General features: G+C 59.4%; 23 protein-coding genes and 2 riboswitches. Of the genes, 3 read left to right on the top strand and 20 right to left on the bottom strand.

Annotated features, from left to right (window positions below):
* The 12 genes from J7G73_RS04630 to J7G73_RS13670 all read right to left on the bottom strand — a co-directional run.
* The coding region (locus J7G73_RS04630; RefSeq protein ID WP_291245419.1) for a peptidase U32 family protein at positions 1–744 on the bottom strand (744 nt) is incomplete at its 3' end.
* Between the two features lie 79 nt (positions 745–823).
* Positions 824–1,957, bottom strand: coding sequence for an endolytic transglycosylase MltG (gene mltG, locus J7G73_RS04625; RefSeq protein WP_291245418.1), 1,134 nt, complete (start codon positions 1,955–1,957; stop codon positions 824–826).
* Positions 1,958–2,015: 58 nt separating this feature from the next.
* Entirely contained in the window at positions 2,016–2,846 is an 831-nt protein-coding gene (locus J7G73_RS04620) for a GNAT family N-acetyltransferase (protein WP_291245417.1), read from the bottom strand.
* A 42-nt stretch (positions 2,847–2,888) separates the two neighbouring features.
* Positions 2,889–3,782, bottom strand: coding sequence for a phosphatidylglycerol lysyltransferase domain-containing protein (locus J7G73_RS04615; protein WP_291245416.1), 894 nt, complete (start codon positions 3,780–3,782; stop codon positions 2,889–2,891).
* Positions 3,776–4,444, bottom strand: a complete 669-nt coding sequence (locus J7G73_RS04610; protein ID WP_291245415.1) for a deoxynucleoside kinase — start codon at positions 4,442–4,444, stop codon at positions 3,776–3,778. Before J7G73_RS04610 ends, J7G73_RS04615 begins: the two co-directional genes overlap by 7 nt.
* Positions 4,441–5,223, bottom strand: a complete 783-nt coding sequence (gene thyX, locus J7G73_RS04605; protein WP_087293876.1) for an FAD-dependent thymidylate synthase — start codon at positions 5,221–5,223, stop codon at positions 4,441–4,443. Before thyX ends, J7G73_RS04610 begins: the two co-directional genes overlap by 4 nt.
* A 17-nt stretch (positions 5,224–5,240) precedes the next feature.
* Entirely contained in the window at positions 5,241–7,790 is a 2,550-nt protein-coding gene (locus tag J7G73_RS04600; protein WP_291245414.1) for an ATP-dependent helicase, read from the bottom strand.
* A 257-nt stretch (positions 7,791–8,047) separates the two neighbouring features.
* Positions 8,048–9,070, bottom strand: coding sequence for a rod shape-determining protein (locus J7G73_RS04595; RefSeq protein ID WP_291245413.1), 1,023 nt, complete (start codon positions 9,068–9,070; stop codon positions 8,048–8,050).
* A gap of 33 nt (positions 9,071–9,103) precedes the next feature.
* Positions 9,104–9,829, bottom strand: a complete 726-nt coding sequence (locus J7G73_RS04590) for a ComF family protein (protein WP_291245412.1) — start codon at positions 9,827–9,829, stop codon at positions 9,104–9,106.
* Complete coding sequence (locus tag J7G73_RS04585) at positions 9,826–12,039, bottom strand: ATP-dependent RecD-like DNA helicase (RefSeq protein ID WP_291245411.1); 2,214 nt, start codon at positions 12,037–12,039, stop codon at positions 9,826–9,828. Before J7G73_RS04585 ends, J7G73_RS04590 begins: the two co-directional genes overlap by 4 nt.
* Before the next feature lie 35 nt (positions 12,040–12,074).
* Positions 12,075–12,803, bottom strand: coding sequence for an MATE family efflux transporter (locus J7G73_RS13675; RefSeq protein WP_367113947.1), 729 nt, complete (start codon positions 12,801–12,803; stop codon positions 12,075–12,077).
* Positions 12,803–13,453, bottom strand: a complete 651-nt coding sequence (locus tag J7G73_RS13670; RefSeq protein WP_367113946.1) for an MATE family efflux transporter — start codon at positions 13,451–13,453, stop codon at positions 12,803–12,805. Before J7G73_RS13670 ends, J7G73_RS13675 begins: the two co-directional genes overlap by 1 nt.
* Before the next feature lie 264 nt (positions 13,454–13,717).
* Here J7G73_RS13670 and J7G73_RS04575 point away from each other — a divergent pair, with 264 nt between their 5' ends.
* Positions 13,718–14,194: a pyridoxamine 5'-phosphate oxidase family protein gene (locus tag J7G73_RS04575; RefSeq protein ID WP_291245410.1), complete on the top strand. Its 477-nt coding sequence runs from the start codon at positions 13,718–13,720 to the stop codon at positions 14,192–14,194.
* A 103-nt stretch (positions 14,195–14,297) separates the two neighbouring features.
* Here J7G73_RS04575 and J7G73_RS04570 read toward each other — a convergent pair whose 3' ends face one another.
* Positions 14,298–15,314, bottom strand: a complete 1,017-nt coding sequence (locus J7G73_RS04570) for a putative sulfate exporter family transporter (RefSeq protein ID WP_291245409.1) — start codon at positions 15,312–15,314, stop codon at positions 14,298–14,300.
* Between the two features lie 193 nt (positions 15,315–15,507).
* Here J7G73_RS04570 and J7G73_RS04565 point away from each other — a divergent pair, with 193 nt between their 5' ends.
* Positions 15,508–16,407, top strand: a complete 900-nt coding sequence (locus J7G73_RS04565) for a LysR family transcriptional regulator (protein WP_291245408.1) — start codon at positions 15,508–15,510, stop codon at positions 16,405–16,407.
* A 67-nt stretch (positions 16,408–16,474) separates the two neighbouring features.
* Here J7G73_RS04565 and metK read toward each other — a convergent pair whose 3' ends face one another.
* Entirely contained in the window at positions 16,475–17,620 is a 1,146-nt protein-coding gene (gene metK / locus J7G73_RS04560) for a methionine adenosyltransferase (RefSeq protein WP_291245407.1), read from the bottom strand.
* Positions 17,621–17,735: 115 nt separating this feature from the next.
* A riboswitch (SAM riboswitch) is annotated at positions 17,736–17,831 on the bottom strand.
* Positions 17,832–17,889: 58 nt separating this feature from the next.
* A complete protein-coding gene (locus J7G73_RS04555) occupies positions 17,890–18,525 on the bottom strand; it encodes an ECF transporter S component (RefSeq protein ID WP_247643400.1) in 636 nt (211 codons plus the stop codon).
* A 132-nt stretch (positions 18,526–18,657) separates the two neighbouring features.
* Positions 18,658–18,782: riboswitch (FMN riboswitch) on the bottom strand.
* Positions 18,783–18,953: 171 nt separating this feature from the next.
* Here J7G73_RS04555 and J7G73_RS04550 point away from each other — a divergent pair.
* The gene (locus J7G73_RS04550; RefSeq protein WP_291245406.1) at positions 18,954–20,054 is read left to right on the top strand and encodes a mechanosensitive ion channel family protein; all 1,101 of its coding nucleotides are present in this window, start codon (positions 18,954–18,956) and stop codon (positions 20,052–20,054) included.
* Positions 20,055–20,119: 65 nt separating this feature from the next.
* Here the strand turns inward: J7G73_RS04550 and J7G73_RS04545 are convergent, their stop codons facing one another.
* The 5 genes from J7G73_RS04545 to J7G73_RS04525 all read right to left on the bottom strand — a co-directional run bounded on the left by J7G73_RS04545 (position 20,120) and on the right by J7G73_RS04525 (position 24,936).
* Entirely contained in the window at positions 20,120–20,803 is a 684-nt protein-coding gene (locus J7G73_RS04545) for an HAD family hydrolase (protein WP_158097519.1), read from the bottom strand.
* Positions 20,804–20,950: 147 nt separating this feature from the next.
* Positions 20,951–22,231: a dicarboxylate/amino acid:cation symporter gene (locus J7G73_RS04540; protein ID WP_087293900.1), complete on the bottom strand. Its 1,281-nt coding sequence runs from the start codon at positions 22,229–22,231 to the stop codon at positions 20,951–20,953.
* Position 22,232: 1 nt separating this feature from the next.
* A complete protein-coding gene (rfbD, locus tag J7G73_RS04535; protein ID WP_291245405.1) occupies positions 22,233–23,078 on the bottom strand; it encodes a dTDP-4-dehydrorhamnose reductase in 846 nt (281 codons plus the stop codon).
* Positions 23,079–23,260: 182 nt separating this feature from the next.
* Complete coding sequence (locus tag J7G73_RS04530) at positions 23,261–24,130, bottom strand: DUF3737 family protein (RefSeq protein ID WP_367113945.1); 870 nt, start codon at positions 24,128–24,130, stop codon at positions 23,261–23,263.
* A gap of 380 nt (positions 24,131–24,510) precedes the next feature.
* Entirely contained in the window at positions 24,511–24,936 is a 426-nt protein-coding gene (locus J7G73_RS04525; RefSeq protein ID WP_291245404.1) for a MarR family transcriptional regulator, read from the bottom strand.
* Positions 24,937–24,938 lie beyond the last annotated feature (2 nt).

The raw sequence follows: 24,938 nt of genomic DNA, 5'->3' as shown, positions 1-24,938 counted from the left end.
GCTGTCCACACCGGCCTGGCAGATCAGGTCGATAAAGGGGGCGGTGCACATGTCGTTGGCGTTCAGGATGTAGCTGCCCTCTTCGGTCTCGCCGATCTCCATGAACTGGCCGGGGCGGGATTCCTCCACCAGATGGTACTTCCAGCGGCAGGGCTGGGCGCACTGGCCCCGGTTGGCGTCCCGCCCGGTCATGTACTGGCTGAGCAGGCACCGGCCGGACACGCTCATACACATGGCACCGTGCACAAAGGCCTCCAGCTCCAGATCGTCGGGCACGTGGGCACGGATCTCGGCAATGGCCCGCAGATCCAGCTCCCGGGCCAGCACCACCCGCTTGGCGCCCAGATCATAGGCGGCCTTGGCAGCGGCCCAGTTGGTGATGCCCGCCTGGGTGGAAAGATGAATCTCGGTATTGGGGGCATACCGCTTGACCATGGCCAGCACGCCCAGATCGGCCACGATGAAGGCGTCCACACCGGCGGCCACCGCATCCTGAATGGCCTGGGGAATACGCTCCAGCTCCTCGTTGGTGGGCAGGGTGTTCATGGTCAGATAGATCTTTTTGCCCCGGGCATGGGCGAAGGCTGCGCCCTCGGCCAGCTGCTCGGGGGTGAAGTTACCGGGTGCGGCACGCATGCCGAACTCGGTCAGGCCGCAATATACCGCGTCTGCGCCGTAGCGAATGGCATATTGCAGCCGCTCCAGATCTCCCGCGGGGGCCAGTAATTCCGGAATGGGAAGCATAATCGTTTTCCTTTCTCACAGCCGGGCGGGCGCACAGGGAGTTTTTCGCTCCCGTGCGCCCGCCGGTTTTGTTTTCCTGTTATTTTACGCTGAAGGCTTTGGACACATTGGCATCGTGTTCGGCCTTGGTCTTGGCGTAGTAGTATACGCCGTTCTTGTCGGTCACGAAGAAATAGTACTTGCCGTCCAGATACTCCTGGTCCGGGTAGAGGGCCGCCTGGATGGCATCAATGCCCGGGTTGGAGATGGGGCCTGCGGGCAGGCCGTTCAGTTCGTAGGTATTGTAGGCATTGTAGATGTTTGCGGGGATATTGTCCCAGCCGCCGTAGTAGGGAGCGATCCAGTTGTAGATGTAGTTGTTGTCCTCCGGATTCTGCACATAGCTGCTGGCGTTGCTTTCCAGCCGGGGATAGGGGGAATCCGCCGCCAGACGGTTGTGGAACACCGCCGATACACGCGCATCCTCTGCGTTGCCGGCCTCCTCCTGCACGAAGCTGGCCAGAGTGATGGCCTCCTCCAGGGTCATGCCCAGATCGCTGGCCCGCTGGCGCATCTCCGGGGTAACCTTAGCGTCAAACTCGGCGTAGAGCTTATCCACATAGTTGTAGACGGTGTCATCCACAAAGAACTCGTAGGTATCCGGGAACAGATAGCCCTCGCACTTCATGAAGCGGTTGGGGTCCTCCGGGATCTCATTCCAGAATTCGTACTGGCTGAAATCGCCGTTGTTGGCCACATCCAGGAATTCCTCGGCGGTGCACAGGCCGGCCTCCTCCATCAGCTGGGCAAACCGCTGGGCGGTGATGCCCTCGGGGAAGGTGACGCTCACGGTCTCCCGTTTCACATACTGACTCATGGTCTCGATGATGGAATCGTAGCTCTGGCCCTGAACCAGGGTAAAATCGCCATACTGCAGATTGGCGCTCTTGCCGGTGTACTTAAGGTAGTAGCGGAAGATGTTGGGATATTTGATGACCCCCGCATCCTTCAGGCTGCGGGCGATGGACGCACTGTTTTCGCCCTGCTGCACGGTGACCAGAACCTCATCGCCCAGCTTGTCGCGGCCGTTCACATCCTGCATCACACTGAAGGCTCCGAAGGCGGCAGCCGCCAGCAGCACAATGACCAGCACAATCACCACAAAGCAGCCCTTGTGACCGCGCTTTGCCGGCTGGTCCGGGTTTTGGTAGGTTTCACGACGGTATTTAGCCATAGTAACTTTCCTGCACTTTCTTATTCCTTGGGCGGCACGGGGTGCGCCGCTCCATGATTCACTCCAGATCCAGCATCAGGCGCATGTAGCCTTCCTGCACATCGAAGGGCTGATCAAAGAACTGGATCATGCCGTAATCCCGGGGCGCGCCCTCACCCAAAAACAGATTCTGCTGAGCCCCCAGAGTGATGTGGGCCTGACCGGCACCGGTTTTGTCCCGCGCGGCCTCCATCAGCTTTTCCGCAGCCCGGTCGCCCTCGGCGAACAGTTCCACAAAATCCAGGGTATCGTCATCCTTTTTGAAGTAGATGCCGTAGCCGTCCTCATTGGAAACGATGGTAGCCCCCAGGGTATACAGATCGGTGAGCACCAGAATGTAGCCCGCGTTGTTCAAGAACACGCTGTCCGGTGCAAAACGGCGGCGCAGCGCCTCCAGCCCCTTGGCAGTCACCGAGTCAAAATCCGCCTGAGCCCACAGATTGCGGCGGATGGGCCGGGTGAATTCCCGCAGCCCAAAGGCCTTCTGAAAGCCCCGCTGGACATAGAAGTCAAACAGGCTGGCGCTGGCGGGGATCAGCACCGCAAAGCTCCAGCCGCGCAGCAGCAGCTGAGCGCGGGTGTAGTCCATCAGGCCAGTCATCAGCCCCTTGCCCCGCTGGTCCGGCTGGGTACACACGCCGTAGTAGTAAGCACCCTTGCGCCCCTGCAGTGTGACCGGCACCGCACACAGACTGGCGATGACCCTGCCCTCCTCCTCTGCCAGGAAGGTATTCTCGTACCCGGCAAATTTTTCAAAGATATTGCCAGCTACCGGCTCCGGGTCACCGAACACCGCCGAAAACAGCCCGGTCAGCTGGGCCGCATCGCTTTTTGTTGCCACACGAAACATGGCTTCTCTTCCCTCCCCCCTGACCGCCTTGCGCGGCAAAGGTTATTTGTTCAGTACCGCCCGGTACTTGGGCTCGATGATGATGGGATTGTAGGACAGCTTGGCCTTGCGCAGTCCCTCGGAGCCCACATCGTCCTCCCGGTTGATCATCTCATAGCGGGCGCAGACCTGACGGGCCATTTCCCGGTTGATGATATTGTAAGCACCGTTCACCTCATACAGCGCCTTCTCCACGTTGGTGTCGAAGATGCGGTCGTTGATGGCGCTGCCGAAGGAATAGGCCACAACCCGGCCGCCAGCGGTGACATAGCCGCCCTCAATGGGCAGCTCGGTGTAGTGATCAAATACCATTTCGATGGCCTCGTGCTCCATCTGGATGCCCGGGTCATCCTTGTTGTCGGCCAAAGCGGCCCATTCCCGGTTGAACTGCCGCACCAGAGGCAGCGATTTCTCGGTGATGGGGTGGAACTCCCAGTCCGGATTTTCCCGGATAAAACGGGACACATGGTTGCGCTTTTTCTGGAATTTCTTGCCCGGCAGCTCGGCCAGCTCGGCCCGGTCGTAGATGTACTCATAGTCATCCCGCACCGCCTCGATGGTGAACAGGCCCGGGTACCACTGCTCCAGCCGCTGCTTGGCCTCCACCGAAACGCCGTAAAGCCAGGCGGGCTCGCTCTGGGCCTTGGCATCCTCGATGATGGCATCCACGGTGGCCTTTTCGTCGCCGTGGCCGGAGGGGTACAGATAATGGAAAATACCGCCCCGGTGGCTGCGGGCGATCACATGATCGCCGAAACGGGCCACCTGGGTGTCGTACGCCTTGCTCCACAGATACAGGGTCACAAAGGCGTAGGTACTGGTCATGTAACCGCTGGCATGCAGCAGCGGGGTCACCCACTGGGCATCCTGCGGTTCGATAGGTTTGAATGTCAGCATAAAATCTCCTTGGTCGCACGCAGCACATCCTCATGAATCTGCTGGATGGTGCGCATTTCGCCCGCATGGCAGCAGGCGACGGTCACCCAGCCCAGCGCGGCGGCGCAATGCCGGGCCGCCTGCTGGCTGCGTGCCAGATATTCGGTATCCTTTTCGTGTATGTCTTTCTTCGCTTCGTCGCCCTGGTAGCGGCCGGTCATCAGCGCCTGGCTCACCGCCGGGTCCACCTCCAGATAGATCACGCTGTCCGGGGCAGGAATTCCGATTTTATTATACTCAAAATCGAACAGCCAATCCAGAAACGCATCCCACTGATCCTGCGGCAGCTTGGAGCACTGGTGCACCGCGTTGCTGGTGGTGTAACGGTCGGCAATGACAATGCCGCCCTTGCGGTAAAATTCGCCCCACTTCATCTTGTAACTGGCGAACCGGTCCACCGAGTAGAAGGCGGAGGCGGCGTAGGCGTTCACATCGTCCGGATGGCTGCCGAACTGCCCGCCCAGGTACATCTTGACCAGGGCGGAGGAATCGCTGGCATAGTCCGGGAAGGTGATCTGCATCACGTCCCAGCCCTGGGCCTGCAGGGCCTCGGCCAGTGCCCGGGCCTGGGTAGCCTTGCCGCTGCCGTCCAGCCCTTCGATCACGATCAGCTTGCCGTTCACGGTTTCAGCGCCTCCTCTTTCAGCGCGGCGTATTTCTCCCGCATGGCCAGGGTTTCGCCGCAGCTCATGGCCCCCTCCGGGCAGGCTCCCTTCACGCAGCCGGGTCCGGCCATCTTGAACAGGGACGGAGCGATGGGGTACACCAGACGCAGCATCTCGTCCGCCAGAGCCCGGATCTCCCACTGGGCCCGGTTGCAGCACCGGTGCCGGAAGAAGTTCTGCAGGCTGCGGGCATTCATGGTCACCACCATCTTGGTGTCGCAGGCGTTGGGCAGCACGAAACGGGCATCCTCGATGGCCATCTTCTCAGCCTTTTTGACTGCCTCGGTCTCGCTCATGCCCTGGGCCATCAGACGGCGGATGTGGCCGTCCTTCAAAAGGGCCGCAATGCGCTTGTAGTTCTCATTCTCCTGGGCCATGGCTGCCTGAAACTCCTCCAGGGCCGCCGGGTCCGCCTCAATCTCGGGCGGGGTCACATAGTCAAACTGATCCAGCCGCACATAGCGCTGGCTCTGCACGCTGTAGCTGGCAATGCGGTGACGGGTGATCTGCGCCAGCAGGCTGCGGGACACCCCCTCAATGCCAAAGGTAAAGCTCACGTGCTCGGTGGGGCTTTCGTGCCCCAGCTTGGCCAGCCGCTCCACAAATTCCCGGCTCTTCTCCGGGGTCAGGCCGGACAGCAGATCGTCGATGTGCGCATTGGAATAGCACAGCTTTGCCGCTGCGGCCACCACCTTTTCCGGTTCCGGGGTATAAGCGATCAGAGATACTTTCAACATTGGGTTGCCTCCAAAGGTTATTTAATCAGGGTCAGGGGGGCGTAGTTTGCCATGGTCTTTTTCACGCCGGCTTTTTCAAACCGGATCTCCACGATGGTGTCGCCCGCCGCGGGGGTCGCCTTGAGCACCACGCCCCGGCCGAACACCTTATGCTCCACCACGTCACCGGGCTTGAAGCTCTTGGACCCGGCCGCTGCCGAAGCCGCCGGGCGCGCGGGAGCTGCCGCGCCCACGGTGGAAGTGCCAAACCGGCCGGAGGGCGCGGAGCCGAACCGGCTGCCGCCGCCAGCAGATGCCGATGCAGTCCGACCGCCGAAGCCGCCGGAGCTGCCCCACTCCCGCCTGGGAGCAGCCGCTGCACCGCCGCCGAAGCCCGCGCCGGAACCGAAGCCGTGGCTGCTCTCGCGAGACGCACCGCCAAAGCCGCCGAAGCTGCCGAAGCCGCCGCCCCAGGAACGCCCGCCGGACACCGCCGGGCTCTCCTCCATGTCGAGCAGATCGGAATCGATCTCGTCCAGAAAGCGGGAGGGCGGATTGCGCTGGGTGCGCCCGAAGATCATCCGGCTCTGACTGGAGGAGAGATACAGCTCCTTCTTGGCACGTGTGATGCCCACGTAGCACAGGCGGCGCTCCTCCTCCAGCTCCTCGTCCGAGAAGCGGCACATATCGCTGGGGAAGATACCCTCCTCCATGCCCACGATAAACACATAGTCGTATTCCAGGCCCTTGGCGGAATGCATGGTCATCATGACCACCACATCATTTTCCTCGTCGTAGCTGTCCAGATCCGAAATCAGGGCCACTTCTTCCAGAAAGCCTGCCAGCGTGGCTTCCTCGCCCTTCTGGTCTGCATAGGTTTTCACGCTGGAAATCAGCTGACCAAGGTTTTCCAGCCGGGATGCGCCCTCGTCGCCCTGAGCTTCCAGCATCTTTTTATAGCCGGTGATCTCCAGCAGGCGGCTCACAAACTCATCCAGCGGCAGGGTCTCGCTGGCCTGGACCAGCTTCAGGTAGATACCGTAAAAACCGTTCAGCGCGCTGGCCGCCCGGCTGATGGCCGGGTAGTCCTTGGCGTTTTCGCACACGCTCAGCAGGTTCACGCCCAGACCGGCGGCGATCTCGCTCATTTTATCCACGGTGGTGGCGCCAATCTTGCGGGCGGGCTCGTTGATGATGCGCTTTAAGCGCAGGTCGTCGTTGGGGTTCGCCACGATGGACATGTAGGAAATGATGTCCTTTACTTCCTTACGGTCGTAGAACCGCTGGCCGCCCACGATCTTATAGGGAATGCCTGCCCGGGCGAAGTAGGTTTCCACCGGGCCGGACTGGGCATTCATACGGTAGAGCACCGCGTGATCCCGCAGGCGGGCCCCCTCCTTCAGGTGCTGACCGATCACGGTGGCGATGTGAGACGCCTCGTCCTGCTCGCTTTCGGCCAGGTAATGGTGCACCCGGTCGCCCGCGCCGTTCTCGGTCCACAGGGTCTTGCCCTTGCGGCCCTGGTTGTTTTTAATGACGCAGTTGGCGGCATCCAGGATGTTGGAGGTGGAGCGGTAGTTCTGCTCCAGCCGGATGACCTGTGCGCCGGGGAAATGCTGCTCGAAGTTCAGAATGTTCTCGATGGTTGCGCCGCGGAACCGGTAGATGCTCTGGTCATCGTCGCCCACCACGCAGACATTCTTGTAGCCGCCCGCCAGCAGACGCACCAGATGGAACTGGGCCACACTGGTATCCTGATACTCGTCTACCAATACATAACGATACTTCTGCTGATAATACTCCAGCACATCGGGATTTTCCCGCAGCAAAAGCACGGTATAGTAGATCAGATCGTCGAAATCCATGGCACCGGCCTTTTTCAGCCGGGCAGAATAATTGCGGTAGACCTTGGCCAGAAGGCCGGCCTTGGTGTCCTGCGGGGCCTCCATGGCCTCGTCCGGGCTAATGAGCTGGTCCTTCATGCGGCCGATCTGACCCATAGCGGATTTGATGGGCAGGAACTTGTCGTCCACCAGCAGCTCCTTGTAGACCTCCTTCATGGCCCGTTCCTGGTCGCTGGTGTCGTAGATGGTAAAACTCTTGGGGAAGCCCAGCCGGTCGGCGTCCCGCCGCAGCATCCGCACACAGGCAGAGTGGAAGGTGGAGGCGTTTACATCCGCGCCCATCTCCTCGCCCAGCATGGCGGCCAGACGGGCCTTCAGCTCCCCTGCCGCCTTGTTGGTGAAGGTGATGGCCAGCACGTTCCAGGGGCGGGCGTTCTCATACCGCAGCAGTCGCTCCAGCCCGGGGGCAAGGGGCGCGCCGGTTTCCACCGCGGCCTTTAGAGCCGCCAGCTCGGCTTCGCCCACCGGCCCGGGCAGCCAGTCGGAGCCGTGGGCCTTGCCGAAGCGGATGATGTTGGCGATGCGGTTGACCAGCACGGTGGTCTTGCCGCTGCCCGCGCCCGCCAGGATCAGCAGCGGACCCTCGATGGAAAACACGGCCTTTTTCTGCACCGGGTTCAGCCGGCCAAACTGCTTTTCAATAAAAGCGTCGCGGTATTTCAAAAACTTATTGGTCACGTTCATGGAAACTCCTTGTCCCGGCCGGACCGGAACATCCTCGGCCAGCCGCGCAGATATGCACTATTGGTTAACATTATAGCACAAAGCCTTCGCCAGAGAAAGACGGGTTTGGCGGAAATCGTCGATCTAGTCACAGACAACCAGCATAGCAGCCTGAGAACGCACTGTCTGTGGCCAAGGCAACAAGCCGGTTCACGCAAAACGGCAGCCCCCTGCCCCACATGGAGGGGACAGGAAGGCTGCCGCAAGAATATCGAGAATCAGCGCCGGCCCAGCCGGGGGGTAGCGTCCTGGAATCCGGTCTCCAGATCTTCGCCGATGGCCAGGCAATGGGCAGTGCCCAGTGCCACGCAGTTGACCGGGTCCTGCGAAACACGAACCTTTACCTTCAGCTCCTGGCTCATGTACTCGTCCAGGCCCTTGAGCATGGAGCCGCCGCCGGTGAGCATAATGCCGTCGGTGAAGATATCGCCCGCCAGCTCGGGGGGCGTTTTTTCCAGCACCTGATGAGCCGCCACCGTGATCTGCTCCACCAGAGGCATCACCGCCTCGTACAGATCCTCGGTCTTCACGGTAAACTTCTGGGGCAGGCCGGTGAGCAGACTGCGTCCCTTTACCTCCATACTGGAGGTAAAGGCGCTGGGTTTGCAGCAGGCCACCTGTTTTTTCAGCTCCTCAGCAGTGCGCAGACCGATGGCCACACTGAACTTGGAACGCACCAGCTTCATGATCTCGTCATCAAAGGTGTTGCCCGCCACATTCACGCTGGTGGCACGAACCTTACCGCCCAGGCTGATGACCGCAATGTCGGTGGTACCTCCGCCGATGTCCACCACCATGTGGCCGGCCGGCTCGCGAATGTCGATGCCGGAACCAATAGCTGCTGCCATGGGCTCGTCGATCAGGAAGACCTGACGGGCACCCGCGGCCACCACAGCCTCCACCACAGCATCACTCTCAATGCCGGTGATGGCGGCGGGAACGCAGACAGCCACCCGGGGCTTGATCAGGCGGGAATCGTAAACCTTATTTACAAAACGGCAGATCAGCTCACGGGTGAGCATGTGGTTGGAGATCACGCCGTCCTTCAGCGGACGGATGGCGGAGATGTAGTTGGGGGTACGGCCCACCATGGCCAGTGCCTCGTCGCCTACCGCCAGCACCTGATCCTTGCGGTTATCCACCGCAACCACGCTGGGCTGATTCAAAATAACGCCCTTGCCCTCCACCGCGATGATGATGGTGGTGGTGCCAAGGTCGATGCCAATATCATACTGTGCCATAACTTCATTCCCTCTCTATCTGCATGCGCGGGTTCACCGCGCGGATTGTGTTTCTGCCAGAGTAACCGCAAAGACATCCAGCGCACCGGCTGCGCGCAGTGCCTTGGCGCAGTTGGACAAGGTCGCCCCGGTGGTGATCACATCGTCCACCAGAAGCACCCGTTTGCCCTCCACACAGGCCGGGCCTGTTGCCTGATAGGCGTTCTTCACGTTCTCCATTCGCTGGCGGGAGGTTTTGCCCTCCTGTTTTTCGGTGCGGCGGGTCTTCTTCAGAGCATACGGCTCCAGCGGAGCATCCAGCGCCCAGGCCAACTGCCGGGCCAGAAGCTCCGGCAGATTGTAGCCCCTGCCGCGGTCGCCCGCAGGCACCGGAACCACCAGATCAAACCGGCGCAGCACCTGCTCTTCTTCCAATCGTATTATACCACGCTGCTGCCGGAAAGTACATCCGAAAATCACCGCTGCCATCCAGATGCCCAGCTCCTTTGCGCAGTAGCCCTGGCCGCCGTTTTTCATCCGAAGAATGGCATCGCGCACACAACCGTCGTAGCGGTAAACCGCCGCCGCGCCGCTCAGATGCTCCATGCAGTGCTCACTGTCCGGCAGGCGCGGGATCATCAGCTTCAGCGTTTTCAGCTCCGGCTCACAGTCCGGGCAGCGGGTGAGAAAACCCAGCACCCGCCCGCAGAAAGGGCAGCGCCGTGGAAACAGCAGCACCCGCACCTGCTCGCCCCACAGCCACAGCCTTGCTCTTTTCATAGCTTGGCCCCGTTTCGCAGCAGGTCCGCCAGGCAGCTGTAGCGCAGGTTCTGGCGGATGTTTTCGGTCATGCGGGCCACGGTGTCCGGCCGACCGGCCAGGATACACAACCGCTTGGCACGGGTCACGCCGGTATACAGAAGATTCCGGTAGCACAGCTTCTCCGGCAGATCGCTCACCGGAATGACCACCGCCGCGAACTCGCTGCCCTGACTTTTGTGCACCGTAACCGCGTAGGCAATCTCCAGCTCGGGGATGTTCTCGGCGGTATACACCAGCTTGCGGTCGTCCATCTGCACCAGCAGCGCCCGCTCGCCCGGGTCCACACCCAGGATCACGCCCAGGTCGCCGTTGAATGCACCCACGCCCGCTTCGCCGCCGTCCCGCTCATAGGGAATCAGGTAGTTGTTGCGCACCTGCATTACCTTGTCACCCAGGCGGAAGACCTGCCCTGCCATTTCCAGCTGGGGCTTGTCCGGCGCGGGCGGATTGAGCATGGCCTGCAGCCGCTGGTTCAGCGCGGCGGTGCCCACCGGGCCGATCTTGGTGGGACACAGGACCTGAATATCCCGGATGGGATCCAGGCCGTAGCTTTTGGGCAGCCGGGTGGCCACCAGGTCACACACCAGCTGCTGGCAGGCCAGTCCGCTGGCCTGCAAAAAGAAGAAATCGCTGTTCCGGTCGCCCCGCTGGGGCACCAGCCCATGCACGATGCGATGGGCGTTTTCCACGATCATGCTCTGATGCTGCTGGCGGAAGATGCGGGTCAGGCAGACGGTGGGCACCACCCCGCTGCGAATCACCTCGCTGAGGATGTTGCCCGGGCCCACGCTGGGCAGCTGGTCCGCGTCACCCACCATGATGATCCGGCAGCCGTGCTTCAGCGCCGCCAAAAGGCTCTGGAAGAGTTTGGCATCCACCATACTCATCTCGTCCAGCACGACCACATCACACTTGAGCAGATTTTTCTCATTGTGGATAAAGCGCAGCAGATGGATCTGCGGGTCGTAGTCCACCTCCAGCAGCCGATGGATGGTCTGGGCCTTCTGGCCGGTGAGTTCGCTCAGCCGCTTGGCCGCGCGGCCGGTGGGGGCACACAGAGCCACCCGGTCCGCCTGATTCTGGAACAGGGCCAGAATGGCATTCACGGTGGTGGTCTTGCCGGTACCGGGACCGCCGGTGAGCACCATCACATTGCTGCACAGGGCGGTCTCGATGGCCTTGCGCTGCTCCGGGGCATAGGCAAAGCCCTGAGCACGCTCCAGCGCCCGGATGTTCGCCTCCAGATCCCGGGGCTGGGTGGCCGGATACCGGGTCAGCTCCCACAAACGGGCGGCAATATCCTGCTCGGCCCGCAACAGGTCCGGCAGGTACAGGTATTCCCTTCCCTCGCAGATGTATCGGGCCACCTCGCCTTCTGCGATGGCGGCGTCCAGCTCCCGGTCGATGGCATCCTCGCCGATCTTCAAAAACTTGGCTGTTGTGGTCAGCAGCTGGGGCCGGGGCAGACAGGTATGGCCGTTGCCCCCGTTGTGGCGCAGCACATACAGAATGCCCGCCCAAAGGCGCAGACTGCCGTCCTGCGCCAGCTCCATCTCGGCGGCGATGGCATCCACCTGGGCAAATTTGAGCCGCAGCGGTTCGCCGCACAACAGATACGGATTCTGCCGGATGGCCTCCACCGTATTGGGGCCCAGATGGCGGTAGACCTCCACCGCCCGCACCGGGCTGATGCCGAACCGGCCCAGGTAGGCCACCGCCTCCCGCACGCCGAACATGCGGCGGAATTCATTGCTGATGGCCATTGCCTTATCCGATGTGATGCCCCGCAGGATGGTGAGCTTCTCCGGCTGATTGGCGATCACCTCCAGGCTGTCTGCGCCAAAAGTTTCCACCAGCTTTTTCGCAGTGGCGGGCCCGATGTAGGGCAGCGCTCCACTGGAAAGATAAGCCAGGGTGGCGGCTTCGTCCTGGGGCATGGAGGCCTCGCAGGAGGTGGCCTTGAACTGGGGGCCATGGGTGGGGTGGCTTTCAAAATGGCCGTAGAGGGCGACGCTTTCGCCCACGTTCACCTCCCCCAGCACACCGGTGACCACATGCAGCTCGCCCCCGGCGTTCACCTCGAACACCACATAGCCGGTATCCTTATTTTCGTAAATCAGATGCTCGATGGTGCCTTCCATCCGCAGCAGCTGCTGTTCTTGATCCATTTTCTCTGCCCTCCTTTGCCCGCCTTTCGCGTTTTTTACTGGTTTGTTTTTCGCTGAGCCGTCTTTTCCGGCGGGTCACCCAGATGCTCAAAAATACTGCGCAGCACCAACACTGCCGCAATGCTCAAGATGACCTCGGCCACGGTCTGGGCATAAGCCAGACCATAGAGGGGCCAGATCAGATTCAGAATCACCAGCGCGGGGATCTCCATCACGATCTTGCGCAGCACCGCAAACAGCAGCGCCTGCCGGCCCATGCCGCAGGCCTGGAACACGCCCACTGCCAGAAAATCCATGCACAGGAAGGGCAGTGCCAGGCACATACCATGCAAAAAGCGGGAGCCATAGGCCACCGTCTCGGGGTTTTCCATAAACAGGGCAATCAGCAGATCGCTGTTGAACCAGTACACCACACTGAGCACCACCAGGAAGGAAAGCGCCAACCGCGCTGCAAAGAAGAAGCAGCGCTTCATGCGGCGATAGTTCCCGGAGGCGTAGTTATAGCTGACCAGCGGCATCAGCCCCTGCGAAAGGCCAGACGACACATAGAACGGCACCTGGTTGATCTTCTGGGCAATGCCCATGGCAGCCACCGCATTGGACCCGTAGGCGGAGGTGAAGTTGTTCAGCACCGTCATTCCGGTCACATTCAAGAGGTTCTGGATTGCGGCGGGAATGCCCACACCGCATACGCCCAGCACCACCTGCCGGTCCGGCTTGCAGGGCCGCAGGCTGATACAGCTGCTTTCGCGCCGAACCACCATCAGCACCAGGAAGTAACCGCAGGCCACACAGTTGGACAGGAACGTGGCAAGGCCCGCGCCGCACCCATATCCAGACCCCAGGGAAGAATAAAGAAGGGGTCCAGCAGCATGTTCAAAAAGCAGCCGCTCATGGTTCCGATACTGGCATGCAGTGCCGCTCCCTCACTGCGCACCATATATGCCATTACCACATTCAGAATAGCCGGCACCGCGCCGCAGCAGGTAGTCCAGAACAGGTAAGCCTGCGTGGCGGCCATATTTTCATCGCTGGCACCCAGCGCCCGCAGAGCCGGAACAGAAAAGAGCAGGAAAAACAGGGAGATTAATGCCCCACAGACAAGAGAGCACCAGAAACCGAAGGATGCACTCTGACGAGCGGTCTGTTTATCTCCCCTGCCCAGCGCCCGGCTCATCATGCTGGAGGAGCCCACACCGAACAGATTGTTGACCGCATTAAAGGCCAGCAGCACCGGTGCAGCCAGGGTGACTGCCGCATTCTGTACCGGATTGTTCAGCATACCCACAAAATAGGTATCCGCCAGATTGTACAGCACCATCACCAGCGAACTGGCAATGGTGGGCATGGCCATGGAAAGAACCGCCTTCGACACCGGAGCCTGCTCGAACAGATAAGTGCGATCGTTCTGCATAGTACCCTCCCCGCCTGCCGTATCGCGGGCGTTTGCCCGGCACGGAAGCGCTCTGAAAAGCATCCGAATTTTTTCGGCAGCCGCACACTTACCCGGCCCTGTCGGGCGGGCGGAGTGCCAAACTGCCGCAATACATTTTATCATAGCACAGTGACCGGCGTTTTTCAACGCTGTCAGCTGCCTTGGGCAAGCCCTTTTACTCCGGCTGCTGCTTTGTGGTACAATGGCAGAAAACCGAAAAAACAACTTCAGGAGGGATACAGAATGTTCCGACCGATGCGAAGGAAAAGCAAGGAAATCGACCTGCAGGCAGCCAAAAAGCTGCTGCACCGTGCCCGATACGGCATGCTGGCTGTTCAGGGGGACGGCGGCTACCCCTATGCAGTGCCCGTGAATTATCTGTATGAGGAGGAAACCCGGCGCATTGTGTTCCACGGGGCGGCCGCGGGGCACAAGGCGGACGCCCTGTGGGCCTGCAGCAAAGTCTGCTTCACCGTGGTGGGCAGCGAAACAGTAAAAGCCGAGTCCTGGGCTCCCTTTGTGCAGAGTACGGTGGTGTTCGGCCAGTGCCGCATGGTGGAGGACCGGGAGGAAACTCTGCGTCTGGTAAAAAAGCTGGCCATGAAATATTATCCGGACGAAGCCACCGCCGATATGGAAATCGCGTCCTCCGGCGCGGCCGTCCGGATGTTTGTGATTGAGATCGAGCATCTGAGCGGCAAGGAGATTCAGGAGCGCTGAGCCCTCGCCGTCCGCTTTGCTGCAAAAAACCGCCCTCCGGCACCTGAACAGGCCTTCCGGAGGACGGTTTTTCTCTTGTTTTTCTGTTTTACAAACAGGGTAATCAGCCGATGAACACACGAATCAGCACCAGAGCAAATACGATCTGGCAGGCACCCACGCCCACGCCGTAGAGCATGGCACGGGGACCCTCGGCGGCCAGGTCGCGGAACTTCACCCGCATGCCGATGGCAGCCAGGGCGATGATCTCGAACTGCTGGCTCACCAGCTTGGCCGCATGACTGACCACCGGAGGAATCACGCCCACGCTGTGCAGGATGGCCATGATAAAGAAGCCGATGATGAACCAGGGCACACCCGCCTTCACCGCACCGTGCTCCCCTGCCTGGGATTTGGAGAACAGCGGGGTATCGTCCTTTTCCACATTCATGCGGGAGTAGACCAGCGCTACCAGCACGATAAACACGATGCGGATGATTTTGAAGATGGTGGCGGTCTCCACCACCTCGCCGCCCACCAGCTGAGCGGAGGCAATCACCTGACCGATGGACTGCAGGGTGCCGCCGATCATGGCGGAGGTGTGCATAACCTCATGCTGGTAAACCACGCCGGTGAGGATGGGCAGCACCACCATCAAAATGGTGCCGGTCACGTTCACGATGGTGATGGAGATGCCCTTGTCCTTACTGTCGGCCTTGACCACCGGCGACACAGTGGCAATGGCGGAGGAGCCACACACCGCGTTGCCTGCACCCATCAGCAGACTGAACTTTTTGCCGAAGCCCATCTTACGGCCGATTAGGTAAGCCACCATCACGGTGAGAGCCATCTGGCAGGCGATGAAGCCCAGGCCCCGCAGGCCCAGGGCCAGAATGTCGCTGAGCAGCAGGCTTGCGCCGGTGAGAACGATGGAGTATTCCAGCAGATTCCGCTCGGAGAACTTGGTGCCCGCATCAAAGCAGGACTTGTTCAAAAAGGTATTTCCACACAAAATGCCCAGACCGATGGCGAACAGTGCCGCGCCGATGCTGGGGAAAAACTTTGCAATTCCCTGGGCGATCAGTGCCAGCACCAGGCAAACCAGAAAGCCGGGAGTGTGTTTGGTGACGAACTGTTTCATAGTAAAGCCGCATTCCTTTCGTAGTTGCATGTTCCGGAAGGCGGCTGCTGTTCTGCGCCGCCCGGTGCGGGAAAATGCTGCATTGACTGGCAACATTTCTCTGCCCGCACTTGATTATACGGCCGATTTCATATAAAATCAAATTAGTATTTATCGCCAATTTATAAGTTATATTTATAGAAAGTGTGATCACATGCTGGACCCGAAGCTTCATACCTTTTTACTGCTGGTGCAATGTCAAAGCACCACCCGCTGCGCCGAGCTGCTCCACCTGACCCAGCCGGCCGTGAGCCAACACATCAAGGCGCTGGAATCAGCCTATGGGGTAAAGCTGTTTATAAAGGAAGGGCGGCGGCTGGCGCTCACCCCGCAGGGGCAGCGACTGGCCCAACTCTGCCGTCGTCTGGCCACGCTGGATGAGCAGATTGCCCGGGAAATGCGCCAAGGCGATGCGCTCACTCTGCGCTTTGGAGCCACTCTTTCCATTGCGGACGGTCTGATGCCCACGGTGCTGCCCCAGCTGGTGGATCATTTTCCCGAGATCCAGTTTCACATGGTGGAGCAAAACACCCACGTTCTGCTGGAGCAGCTGGAAAACGGACTGCTGGATTTTGCCCTCATTGAAGGCAATTTCGACCACCGGCGCTACGATTACCACCCCTTCTTTGTCAGCCGCTTTGTGGGGCTGTGCAGTCCGAACAGCCCCTATCGGGCTTTTCGATGCCTGCGGGATACCCTGCAGGCTCCGCTGATTCTGCGGGAAAGCGGCAGCGGCACCCGGGACATCTTCGAAGGGGAATGCCGGGCCCACAATCTGGCCGTGACCGACTACGTGAGCCTGTGCGAAATCGAACACATTCCCACCCTGCTGGGGCTGGTTGCCGCGGGCAAGGGCATCACCTTCGCCTATGAAGCCGCTGCCCGAAGCCTGCTGACACAGAATCAGCTGCAGGTGATGGAACTGGAGGACCTGCAGCTGGAACGGCCCTTTCACTTTGTTTGCCTGCCCGGCGGCCCCCAGTCCGAGCTGCTGGCCCGGCTGGCCTGGACGGTGGAGCAGGCGGCCGAAGCCTGCACAGCAAAGATCCTTTGAAAAAACACCCGCCCGCCGGAAGTCTCCGGCAGGCGGGTGTTCTGCTTGTCTTCTATGTTGGATTCAATCAGGCCAGAGCGGCTTTCAGGGCGTCCACACGGTCGGTGCGCTCCCAGGCCACACCCAGGTCCTCACGGCCCATATGACCGTAGGCGGCCACGGCACGGTAGCCGGGCTTGCGCAGCTCCAGCGCGCTGATGATGGCGGCGGGACGCAGGTCAAACACCTTGCGCACCGCGGCCTCCAGCTCCTCGCTGTTGTACTTGCTGGTGCCGAAGGTATCCACCAGAATGCTTACCGGCTCGGCCACACCGATGGCGTAGGCCAGCTGGACCTCGCACTTTTCCGCCAGACCGGCAGCCACGATGTTCTTGGCCACCCAGCGGGCAGCATAAGCGGCACTGCGGTCCACCTTGCTGGGGTCCTTGCCGCTGAAGGCGCCGCCGCCGTGACGGGCATAGCCGCCGTAGGTATCCACGATGATCTTGCGGCCGGTCAGACCGGAGTCACCCTGAGGACCGCCCACCACAAAGCGGCCGGTGGGGTTGATGTAATACTTGGTGTTTTCATCCAGCAGCTCGGCGGGAATCACCGGGCGGATCACCTGCTCCATCACATCGCGGCGCAGCTGCTCCATCTCCACATCCGGGCTGTGCTGGCTGGAAATAACCACCGCGTCCACACGCACAGGCTTGCCATCGTCGTATTCCACGGTCACCTGGCTCTTGCCATCCGGGCGCAGATAAGCCATCTGGCCGTTCTTGCGCACCTCGGTCAGCCGCTTGGCCAGCTTGTGGGCCATGCTGATGGGCAGAGGCATCAGCTCGGGGGTTTCGGTGCAGGCATAACCGAACATCATGCCCTGGTCACCGGCACCACCCACCTGGTCGTTGGTGCCCAGCGCAATGTCCGGGCTCTGCTCATCGATGTTGGTCAGCACAGCGCAGGTGTCGGCGTCGAAGCCGTACTTGGCACGGGTGTAGCCGATGTCACGGATCACATTGCGGGCAATGGACTGGATGTCCACATAGCAGCTGGTGGTGATCTCGCCCATCACATGAACCAGGCCGGTGGAGCAGGTGGTCTCGCAGGCCACGCGGGCGTCGGGGTCCTTTTCCAGGATGGCGTCCAGCACAGCGTCGCTGATCTGGTCGCAGATTTTGTCGGGATGGCCTTCGGTTACGGATTCAGAAGTAAAAAAGCATTTCGGCATGGTGTTGCCCTCCTTGATTTGTATGCGCTCAGAGCGCAGCGTTTGGCTGAAAAGCAACTTGCCGGAAACTGCAACAAAAAGCGCCCAAAGGCCCGAAAGCCTTTGAGCGCTGTTACGCTTATCTTTCGGTTTCCCGCAGGATTTGGCACCTTGCATCATGCAGGTTGCCGGACTTCACAGGGCCTGTTCCCTCCGTCACTCTTGATAAGTTGCTATTCAATTTTCGAAATACAGTGTAACACAACCCAAAAGGTCTGTCAAGCACTTTTTTACCGGTTGCGGCCATGCAGCACCGGGCTGAGGGGCTTGTAGATCAGGAAGGTGATCAGCGAAACGATCAGGCCCTTGACCAGAGTGAAGGGCATGTTGAAGATCAGCAGGCATTCCAGCAGGCCGTTCACGCTGGGACGCAGAGCACGGTAGGCATCGATGATCAGGTCGATGCCGCCGAACATGGCGCTGTAGACCGGGTAGCTCAGGAAATAGTTCACCGGCACCGAGATCACAGCCATAACCACCGAGCCAACCAGAGCGGCGATGACAGCACCCATGCGGGTCTTCTTATACTTGTAGATCACACCGGCGCTGCCCACAAAGGCTGCACCCAACAGGAAGTTGCACACCTCGCCGATGCCGCCGGTGGAGCCATGGAAGATGGCCGCCAGAATGTTCTTCACCAGGCAGACCACCACACCGGACACAGGGCCCATGCTGAAGGCAGCCAGCAAAGCGGGCAGCTCGGAGATATCCATCTTCACAAAGCTGGGAATGAACATGGGCAGGCTGAAATCGAAGAACATGAGCACGGCAGCCACGGCAGACAGCATGGCGGTAACGGTCATGTTGCGCACCCGACGGGTAGAGCGGGCCATGGTGGTGGGTTCAGCGGTTTTTGCGTTTGTCATAAGTATTTTCCTCCCGGGCATTATGCCCAATAAATTTTGGAAAGTCGGCCCCAGTGTGTTGCCCGGCAGGTAAAACAAAACGCCCTTTTGCAGACGGGTACACCTGCAAAAGGGCGAACAACAAACCTAACGCTGCCGTTTCTTTCATCCGGACTATACCGTCGGCTCTGGAATTTCACCAGATCAGCACCCGGAAACACCGGGTGGTCGCGGGCTGTACCGCCGGTGGGGAATTTCACCCCGCCCTGAAACTGCTTTCTTGACTTTCATTATATGCGCGCTTGCCAGAAAATGCAAGAGTTTTGTGAATTTTGTTTTGCAAAAGGCGCATATAACTTTTTTGAAAGCGGGGTGTATGGTATACTATGGATATACCCGTGTTCAACAATTTGCACGGAATAAAAAATTCAACAGGACGGATCACTACTATGATTGAAAAAATCACAGGATACATTCTGAACACCGAAGGGGCGCTCTTTCGGCTGGCCATCAGTCTGATCGTATTCGCCGTCTCCTATCTGATCAGTCGGCTGGTTCGCTACAAGGTCATGCCCTGGCTGATGAATCTTCTAAACAAAAAGGAGAAGAAGGGCCCTTATGTGCTGGCCAAAGGCTTCTCCCGCCCGGCCCCGGTTGCAGTGTGGACCACCGGCATCTTTCTGGCCTGCATTCTGCTTCCCTTACCTGCAGATCTGGCTCTTCCCTTTGGAAACCTGATGAGCAAACTGTTGCGCGTGACCATGATCTGTCTGCTGGCCTGGGGTCTGATCGGCAGCAGCGACCTGGGTCCGGTGCTCTTCCACGATGTGCGGGGTAAACTGGACCTGGAAGTGGACAACACCGTTGCCAACTTTCTGAACAAGATTCTCAAGGGCACCATTCTGGTGTTTGCCATTCTGATGCTGCTACAGGAGCTGGGGTTCCCGGTGGGCAGCCTGATCACCAGCCTGGGCATCGTCGGCCTGACCCTTTCGCTGGCAGCCAAGGATTATGCCACCAACTTTTTCGGCGGTCTGGTGGTCATCTTTGAAAAGCCCTTTGCCATCGGTGACTGGATCTGGTGTAAGGATGGCGAGGGCGAGGTTGAGGATATCGCCTTCCGCTCCACCCGCATCCGCCAGCTGAATGACTCGGTGCTGGTCATCCCCAACAGCATTCTGGTCAGCAACGCCATGATCAACTACAGCCAGATCAACCGACGGCTGGCGAAATTCACCCTGGGCGTGACCTACGATACCACCCGCAGCCAGCTGGAAAGCCTGCTGGCGGACATCCGCGCCATGCTGGCCGCCCGGGAGGATGTTCATCCGGACACCATCCGGGTACAGATGACCGGCTTCGGCGCTTCCAGCATCGATATTCTCATTCAGTTCTATGCAACCACCGGTGCGCTGGCTGAATTTTTGAAAATTCAGGAATCCATCAATCTGGAACTGATGGATCTGGTTTATAAAAACGGCTGCAGCTTCGCCTTCCCCTCCACCAGCGTTTACATCGAAAAGGCCCCGGCCTCTGCGCCCCGGTCCTGACACAAAGCAAAACAAATGCCGCCGGGCGGATTCCTGTTGTGGAAACCGCCCGGCGGCATTCTTTTTTACTGCTGTTCTGCCTGCTGCCAGCCGCGCAGGATCTCCAGTGCATCGGCAAGACTTGCAGCCGCGGTAACGCCCTCCGGAACCGGTCGGCCCTCGGTATTCAGCCAGATGGTACGGATGCCCAGCTTGGCCGGGCCCAGGGCGTCGCCCTGCAGCGAGTCACCGATGTGCACCACCTGATCCGGCGCAAGGCCTGCCAGCTCCAATGCCAGCTCATAGATGCCCGGATGAGGCTTGGGGCAGCGGGCCTTTTCACTGGTGACGATGCCCGCCGGGGCGATTCCGCACTGGCGCACCGCCTGCTCCACAAAGCCGGTATCACTGTTGGTGACCAGCCAGACCGGCAGACCGCACCCGGTCAGGAATTCTGCAGCACCCTCGCACAGGCCCGGCGCAGCCCAGTGCTCGGCCATTTTGTCGCAGAGGGCTTTCGCATCCTCGCTGGAATGGTACTCTTCCAGCAGCTCCTGATAGCTTTCCAGCGCCAGTTCGTACTGGGTACGGAAGGCATCCCCCCAGGCAGCCTGCTGCTTTTCGCCGTAACGTTTCCACCAGGCGGCGACTACCGTCTTCGGGTTTTTCTCGCTGCCGCTTTCACAGACACGCCGGATCACCTCGTAGGAGGCGGGGCCGTATTCCGGCACCAGTGTGCCGTAAAAATCGCAAAAAATTGCCTGAATCATATGCCATTTCCCTTCCGGCGGCATCTGCCACCCCTTTTATGGCAGCACCGCACAATTCCAGGTGGTGGAGCGCGCCGGAAATTTTGGCGTGATACGCCGCCTGAGCCGCGGGGCGTGCATTGTGTGGTGTTGCCTTATCTTTATCGTTTACGAGCGCTCAAACACAGATTTGTCCAGCGCCTTGTTCTGATGGGCCACAATGGTGGTGCAGACTGCGTCGCCGGTGATGTTCACCGCGGTGCGGGTCATATCCAGAATACGGTCGATGCCCATGATCAGACCGATGGCCTCCACCGGCAGACCCACCGAGTTGAACACCATGGTCAGGGTGACCAGGCCAACGCTGGGAACACCCGCCGTGCCCACCGAAGCCAGGGTGGCGGTACCGATGACGGTGATGTAGTCCATCATATCCAGATGGATGCCAAAGGCCTGAGCGGCAAACACAACGGCCACACCCTGCATGATGGAGGTACCGTCCATGTTAATGGTGGCGCCCAGCGGGATGGTGAAGGAGGAGATCCGCTTGGACACCCCCATCTTCTTGGCCAGCGTATCGATGGACAGGGGGATGGTGGCGTTGGAGGTGGCTGTGGAGAAGGCAAAGGCCATGACCGGGAAGAAGTTCTTGATAAACTTGATGGGATTCAGGCCGGTGAACAGCTTCAGCATACTCAGGTAGACCACAAAGCACTGAATGCCCAGCGCCAGGAACACCGCCACCATGTATTTCGCCAGCGGCAGAAAAGCGCTGAAGCCGATGGTGGCAAAGGTGCGGGAAATCAGGCAGAATACACCCACCGGAGCCAGCGACATGACCATCATGGTCATCTCCATCATTACATCGTTGAACTGGCTGAAGAAGCTGCCCACGGTCTCGGCCCGCTCCCCCAGCTTAGCCAGAATAACGCCCACGATCAATGCGAACAGAATGATCTGCAGCATCTCGCCCTTAGCCAGCGCGCCAATGGGGTTGTCCGGGATGATGTTGAGCAGGGTCTCAGTGAGGGAGGTGGCCTGCATGCTTTCCACCTGGGTGGTGGTGCTCTGCAGCACGCTCAGGTCTAGTCCCACGCCGGGGTTGAGCAGGTTACCCACCAGCAGAGCCACTGTCACCGCACAGGCAGTGGTGCACAGATAGAAAATCAGGCTGCGCACACCCACGGTGCCCAGCTTCTTGGTGTCGCCAATGGACATGCTGCCGCACACGATGGAACAGAACACCAGCGGTACAACCAGCATCTTCATCAAACGGATGAAGCCCTGGCCCACCACATAGAGCACACCCTCCACCAGAATGTCATTCTTGAAGGAGCCATCCGGAACCAGGTAGCACAGGGCCACACCGAAAACAACACCCGCCAGAAGTGCAATGAAAATTCGGGTGGTCAGACCCATCTTTTTGGTTTTCTTTACGCTGCGCTCCATCTCAGCCCTCCTTTTCTTCCAGATATTCCGCCAGCGATGCCTGCCATACCGGCATCGAGTACAGGTCAATGATTCGCAGAATGAAGTTATCCAGCACCGCGTAGGCCGGGCGGGTCAGATAGTGCTCGGCCTCGCCGGTGGCACCGGGGCACAGCTGGCCCTGCAGCCCCGCCTGCCGCAGAATCTCCTGGGCAAACTCGTAACGGCTGCATACGCCTTTGCAGGTGGCATGGTAGGTGCCGTACTCATTGGTGTGGATCAAATGCAGGATCAGTCGGGCCAGATCCTTGGCACTGGTGGGGCTACCGTACTGGTCCTGCGGAACGTACAGGCTCTGGCCCTTTTGAGCCGCCGCCAGCACACCATTCACAAAGTTGTTGCCCTTGCCATATACCCAGCTGCTGCGGATGATAAAGTGCTTGTGGGTGAACTCCTTCACGTAGTTCTCGCCCGCCCGCTTGGATGCGCCATACACCGTCTGAGGATTGGTGTCATCAAATTCGCTGTAGGGCTTTTCGGCATGGCCGTCAAATACATCATCGGTGGAAAGCTGCACCATCTTCGCCCCCACCTTGCGGGCCACCAGGCTCAGGTTGCGCGCACCCAGGGCGTTGACCCGGTAGGCCAGCTCCGGGTTCTGCTCACACAGGGCAATGTCGGTAATGGCCGCGCAGTTGATGATCACATCCGGCCGGTTGATCTCGCCGAAGCTGAGCACCTCGTCGGTATTGGTAATATCCAGTTCAGCCCGGTCGGTGTTGAAGGTCTCCATTTCCAAGGGGTCCAGGATTTCGTTTATCGCCGTGCCGATCTGGCCTTCCGCACCGGCGATCCATACTTTCAGCATCGCTAAGCTCCTTTCGCTGTTTGGTTAGTCGGGCTGTTTACCCGATTTTCCTATTGTACACAATTATCGTATACAATCTTTTTTATTATATCAATCGGGCTTTCCTCCTGTCAATTCCTCTGCCCCGGGTGGGACAAAACAAAGCAGCCCGCCGTTTTCAGCAGACTGCTTTGCGTTGTCTTTTATTCCAATTCCGCAGCCGGGCTCTGGATGCAGATCTCCGCCCTGGCGGCCGGGTCGTCCCGGATCACTTCCCCCACCTGGGGAACCCGGATACAGCCCTGATAGGGATTTTTGATGCTGATCAGCGGCGCGGTGAGCTCCGCCTCCACCTGGCTCTTTTCAAAGGCCAGGTCTGCTTCATCCATCCGGCAGTTGATGAGCCGCAGCCCCTTGCAATAGCACAGTGGCTGCGTACCGATAATATGGCAGTTTTCAAAGGTAACGTTCTCACAGTACCAGGCCAGATACTCGCCCTTGACCACGCTGTTTTTCACCACCACATTTTTGGCGTGCCAAAACGCATCCTTGGTATCAAAACGGCAGTTGTCAAACACCGCACCCTCAATGTACTGGAAGGAATACTTCCCCCGGAAGGTCACATCCGTAAAGCGGAGTGCACGGGAGCGCATCATGAAGTACTCACTTTGCGCAGTGCAGCGGTTCATGGTGATACCGTCCACCGACCAGCCGAATTCCGGCGAAATGACGTCACAATCCTCCATGGTCACATCGCCGCACTCCCGCAGCGCCTTGATGCCGTGCAGTTTGCTGCGGCGGATGGTAATGCGGTTGGAATACCACAGTGCCGCCCGGCAGTTTTCCGTGAGCTCACAGCCGGTAATTTTCAAATTCCAATCATGCCAGAAGGGATACCGCAGGTCGAAAAAGCTGTTTTCCACCTGGATGTTCCGCCCCTCCTTGAAGGCGCTTTCCCCATCGGCAGGGCCTTCAAAGGCGCAATCCTTTACCAGAATATCCTGTTTTCCATACAGGGCACGCTCCTGATCGAAGCACTGCCCGCAAATGGTTTCCATCTCGTTTGTCTCCATTCCTTTTCTCTCCTTACAGCAGCTTGTTTGCCTGAATCCGATGTACCGTATCCGGATGAGCGATTTTGCAGACCCGGACCGGAAAAGCTCCCACTGCCCTGTTCGCAGGCACGGCACCTGCACCCGGCAGGCTCCGTCCGTGTCCATTGCTCAATCGCCAACTTCATTTTCGCTATCTTTTTCAGTATACGCTCTTGATCTCCACATAGCAAATACTTATTTATTATGATTTAACATTCATTTTCGCTATGCTTGATCATTCTATGAGCCACTGCCACCCCGTCGTTGAAATACACAGCCAAAAAGCAAACCCAGCCCCGGCCGGAGCAGCATGCACCGGTCAGGGCTGGGTTGTTTTTTGATATGAATCAGGAGTCGTCTTACTCCTCCTGCGCCAGGGTGGTTTCGGCGGCCAGCATCAGCAGACGGATAAACTCCTGCTTTTCCGCCTCGCTCATGCGCTGAGTCATCTGGGCAAGGCCGTCATCGATCTGCTGCTGGATGAAGGGATAGACCTGCCAGGCCTTTTCCGTAGGGAGAATGTTGTAGGTGCGCTTATCCTTGGGGTTTTGCTCCCGCACAAGAAAGCCGGTCTCCTCCAGCTTGTTCACCGTTTTTGCAATCACGCTTTTGTCCAGCGAGAGGCGCTTGGTGATCTCGTCCTGAGTGAGTGTTTTAAAATCGCAGACAATCAGGATCACCACCGCCTGTGCCGCGGTCAGATTATACTGTGCACAGCTGTTGTTCAGCCAGATGTGGGATTTGCGGTACAAGATCGAGATTGCCTTGAACGGGCTGTTGGCAATGG

Source organism: Allofournierella sp., assembly GCF_017889395.1.
Lineage (GTDB): Bacteria > Bacillota > Clostridia > Oscillospirales > Ruminococcaceae > Allofournierella.
The sequence above is the reverse complement of the archived record's forward strand: the minus strand, read 5'-3'. Positions and strand labels throughout refer to the sequence as shown.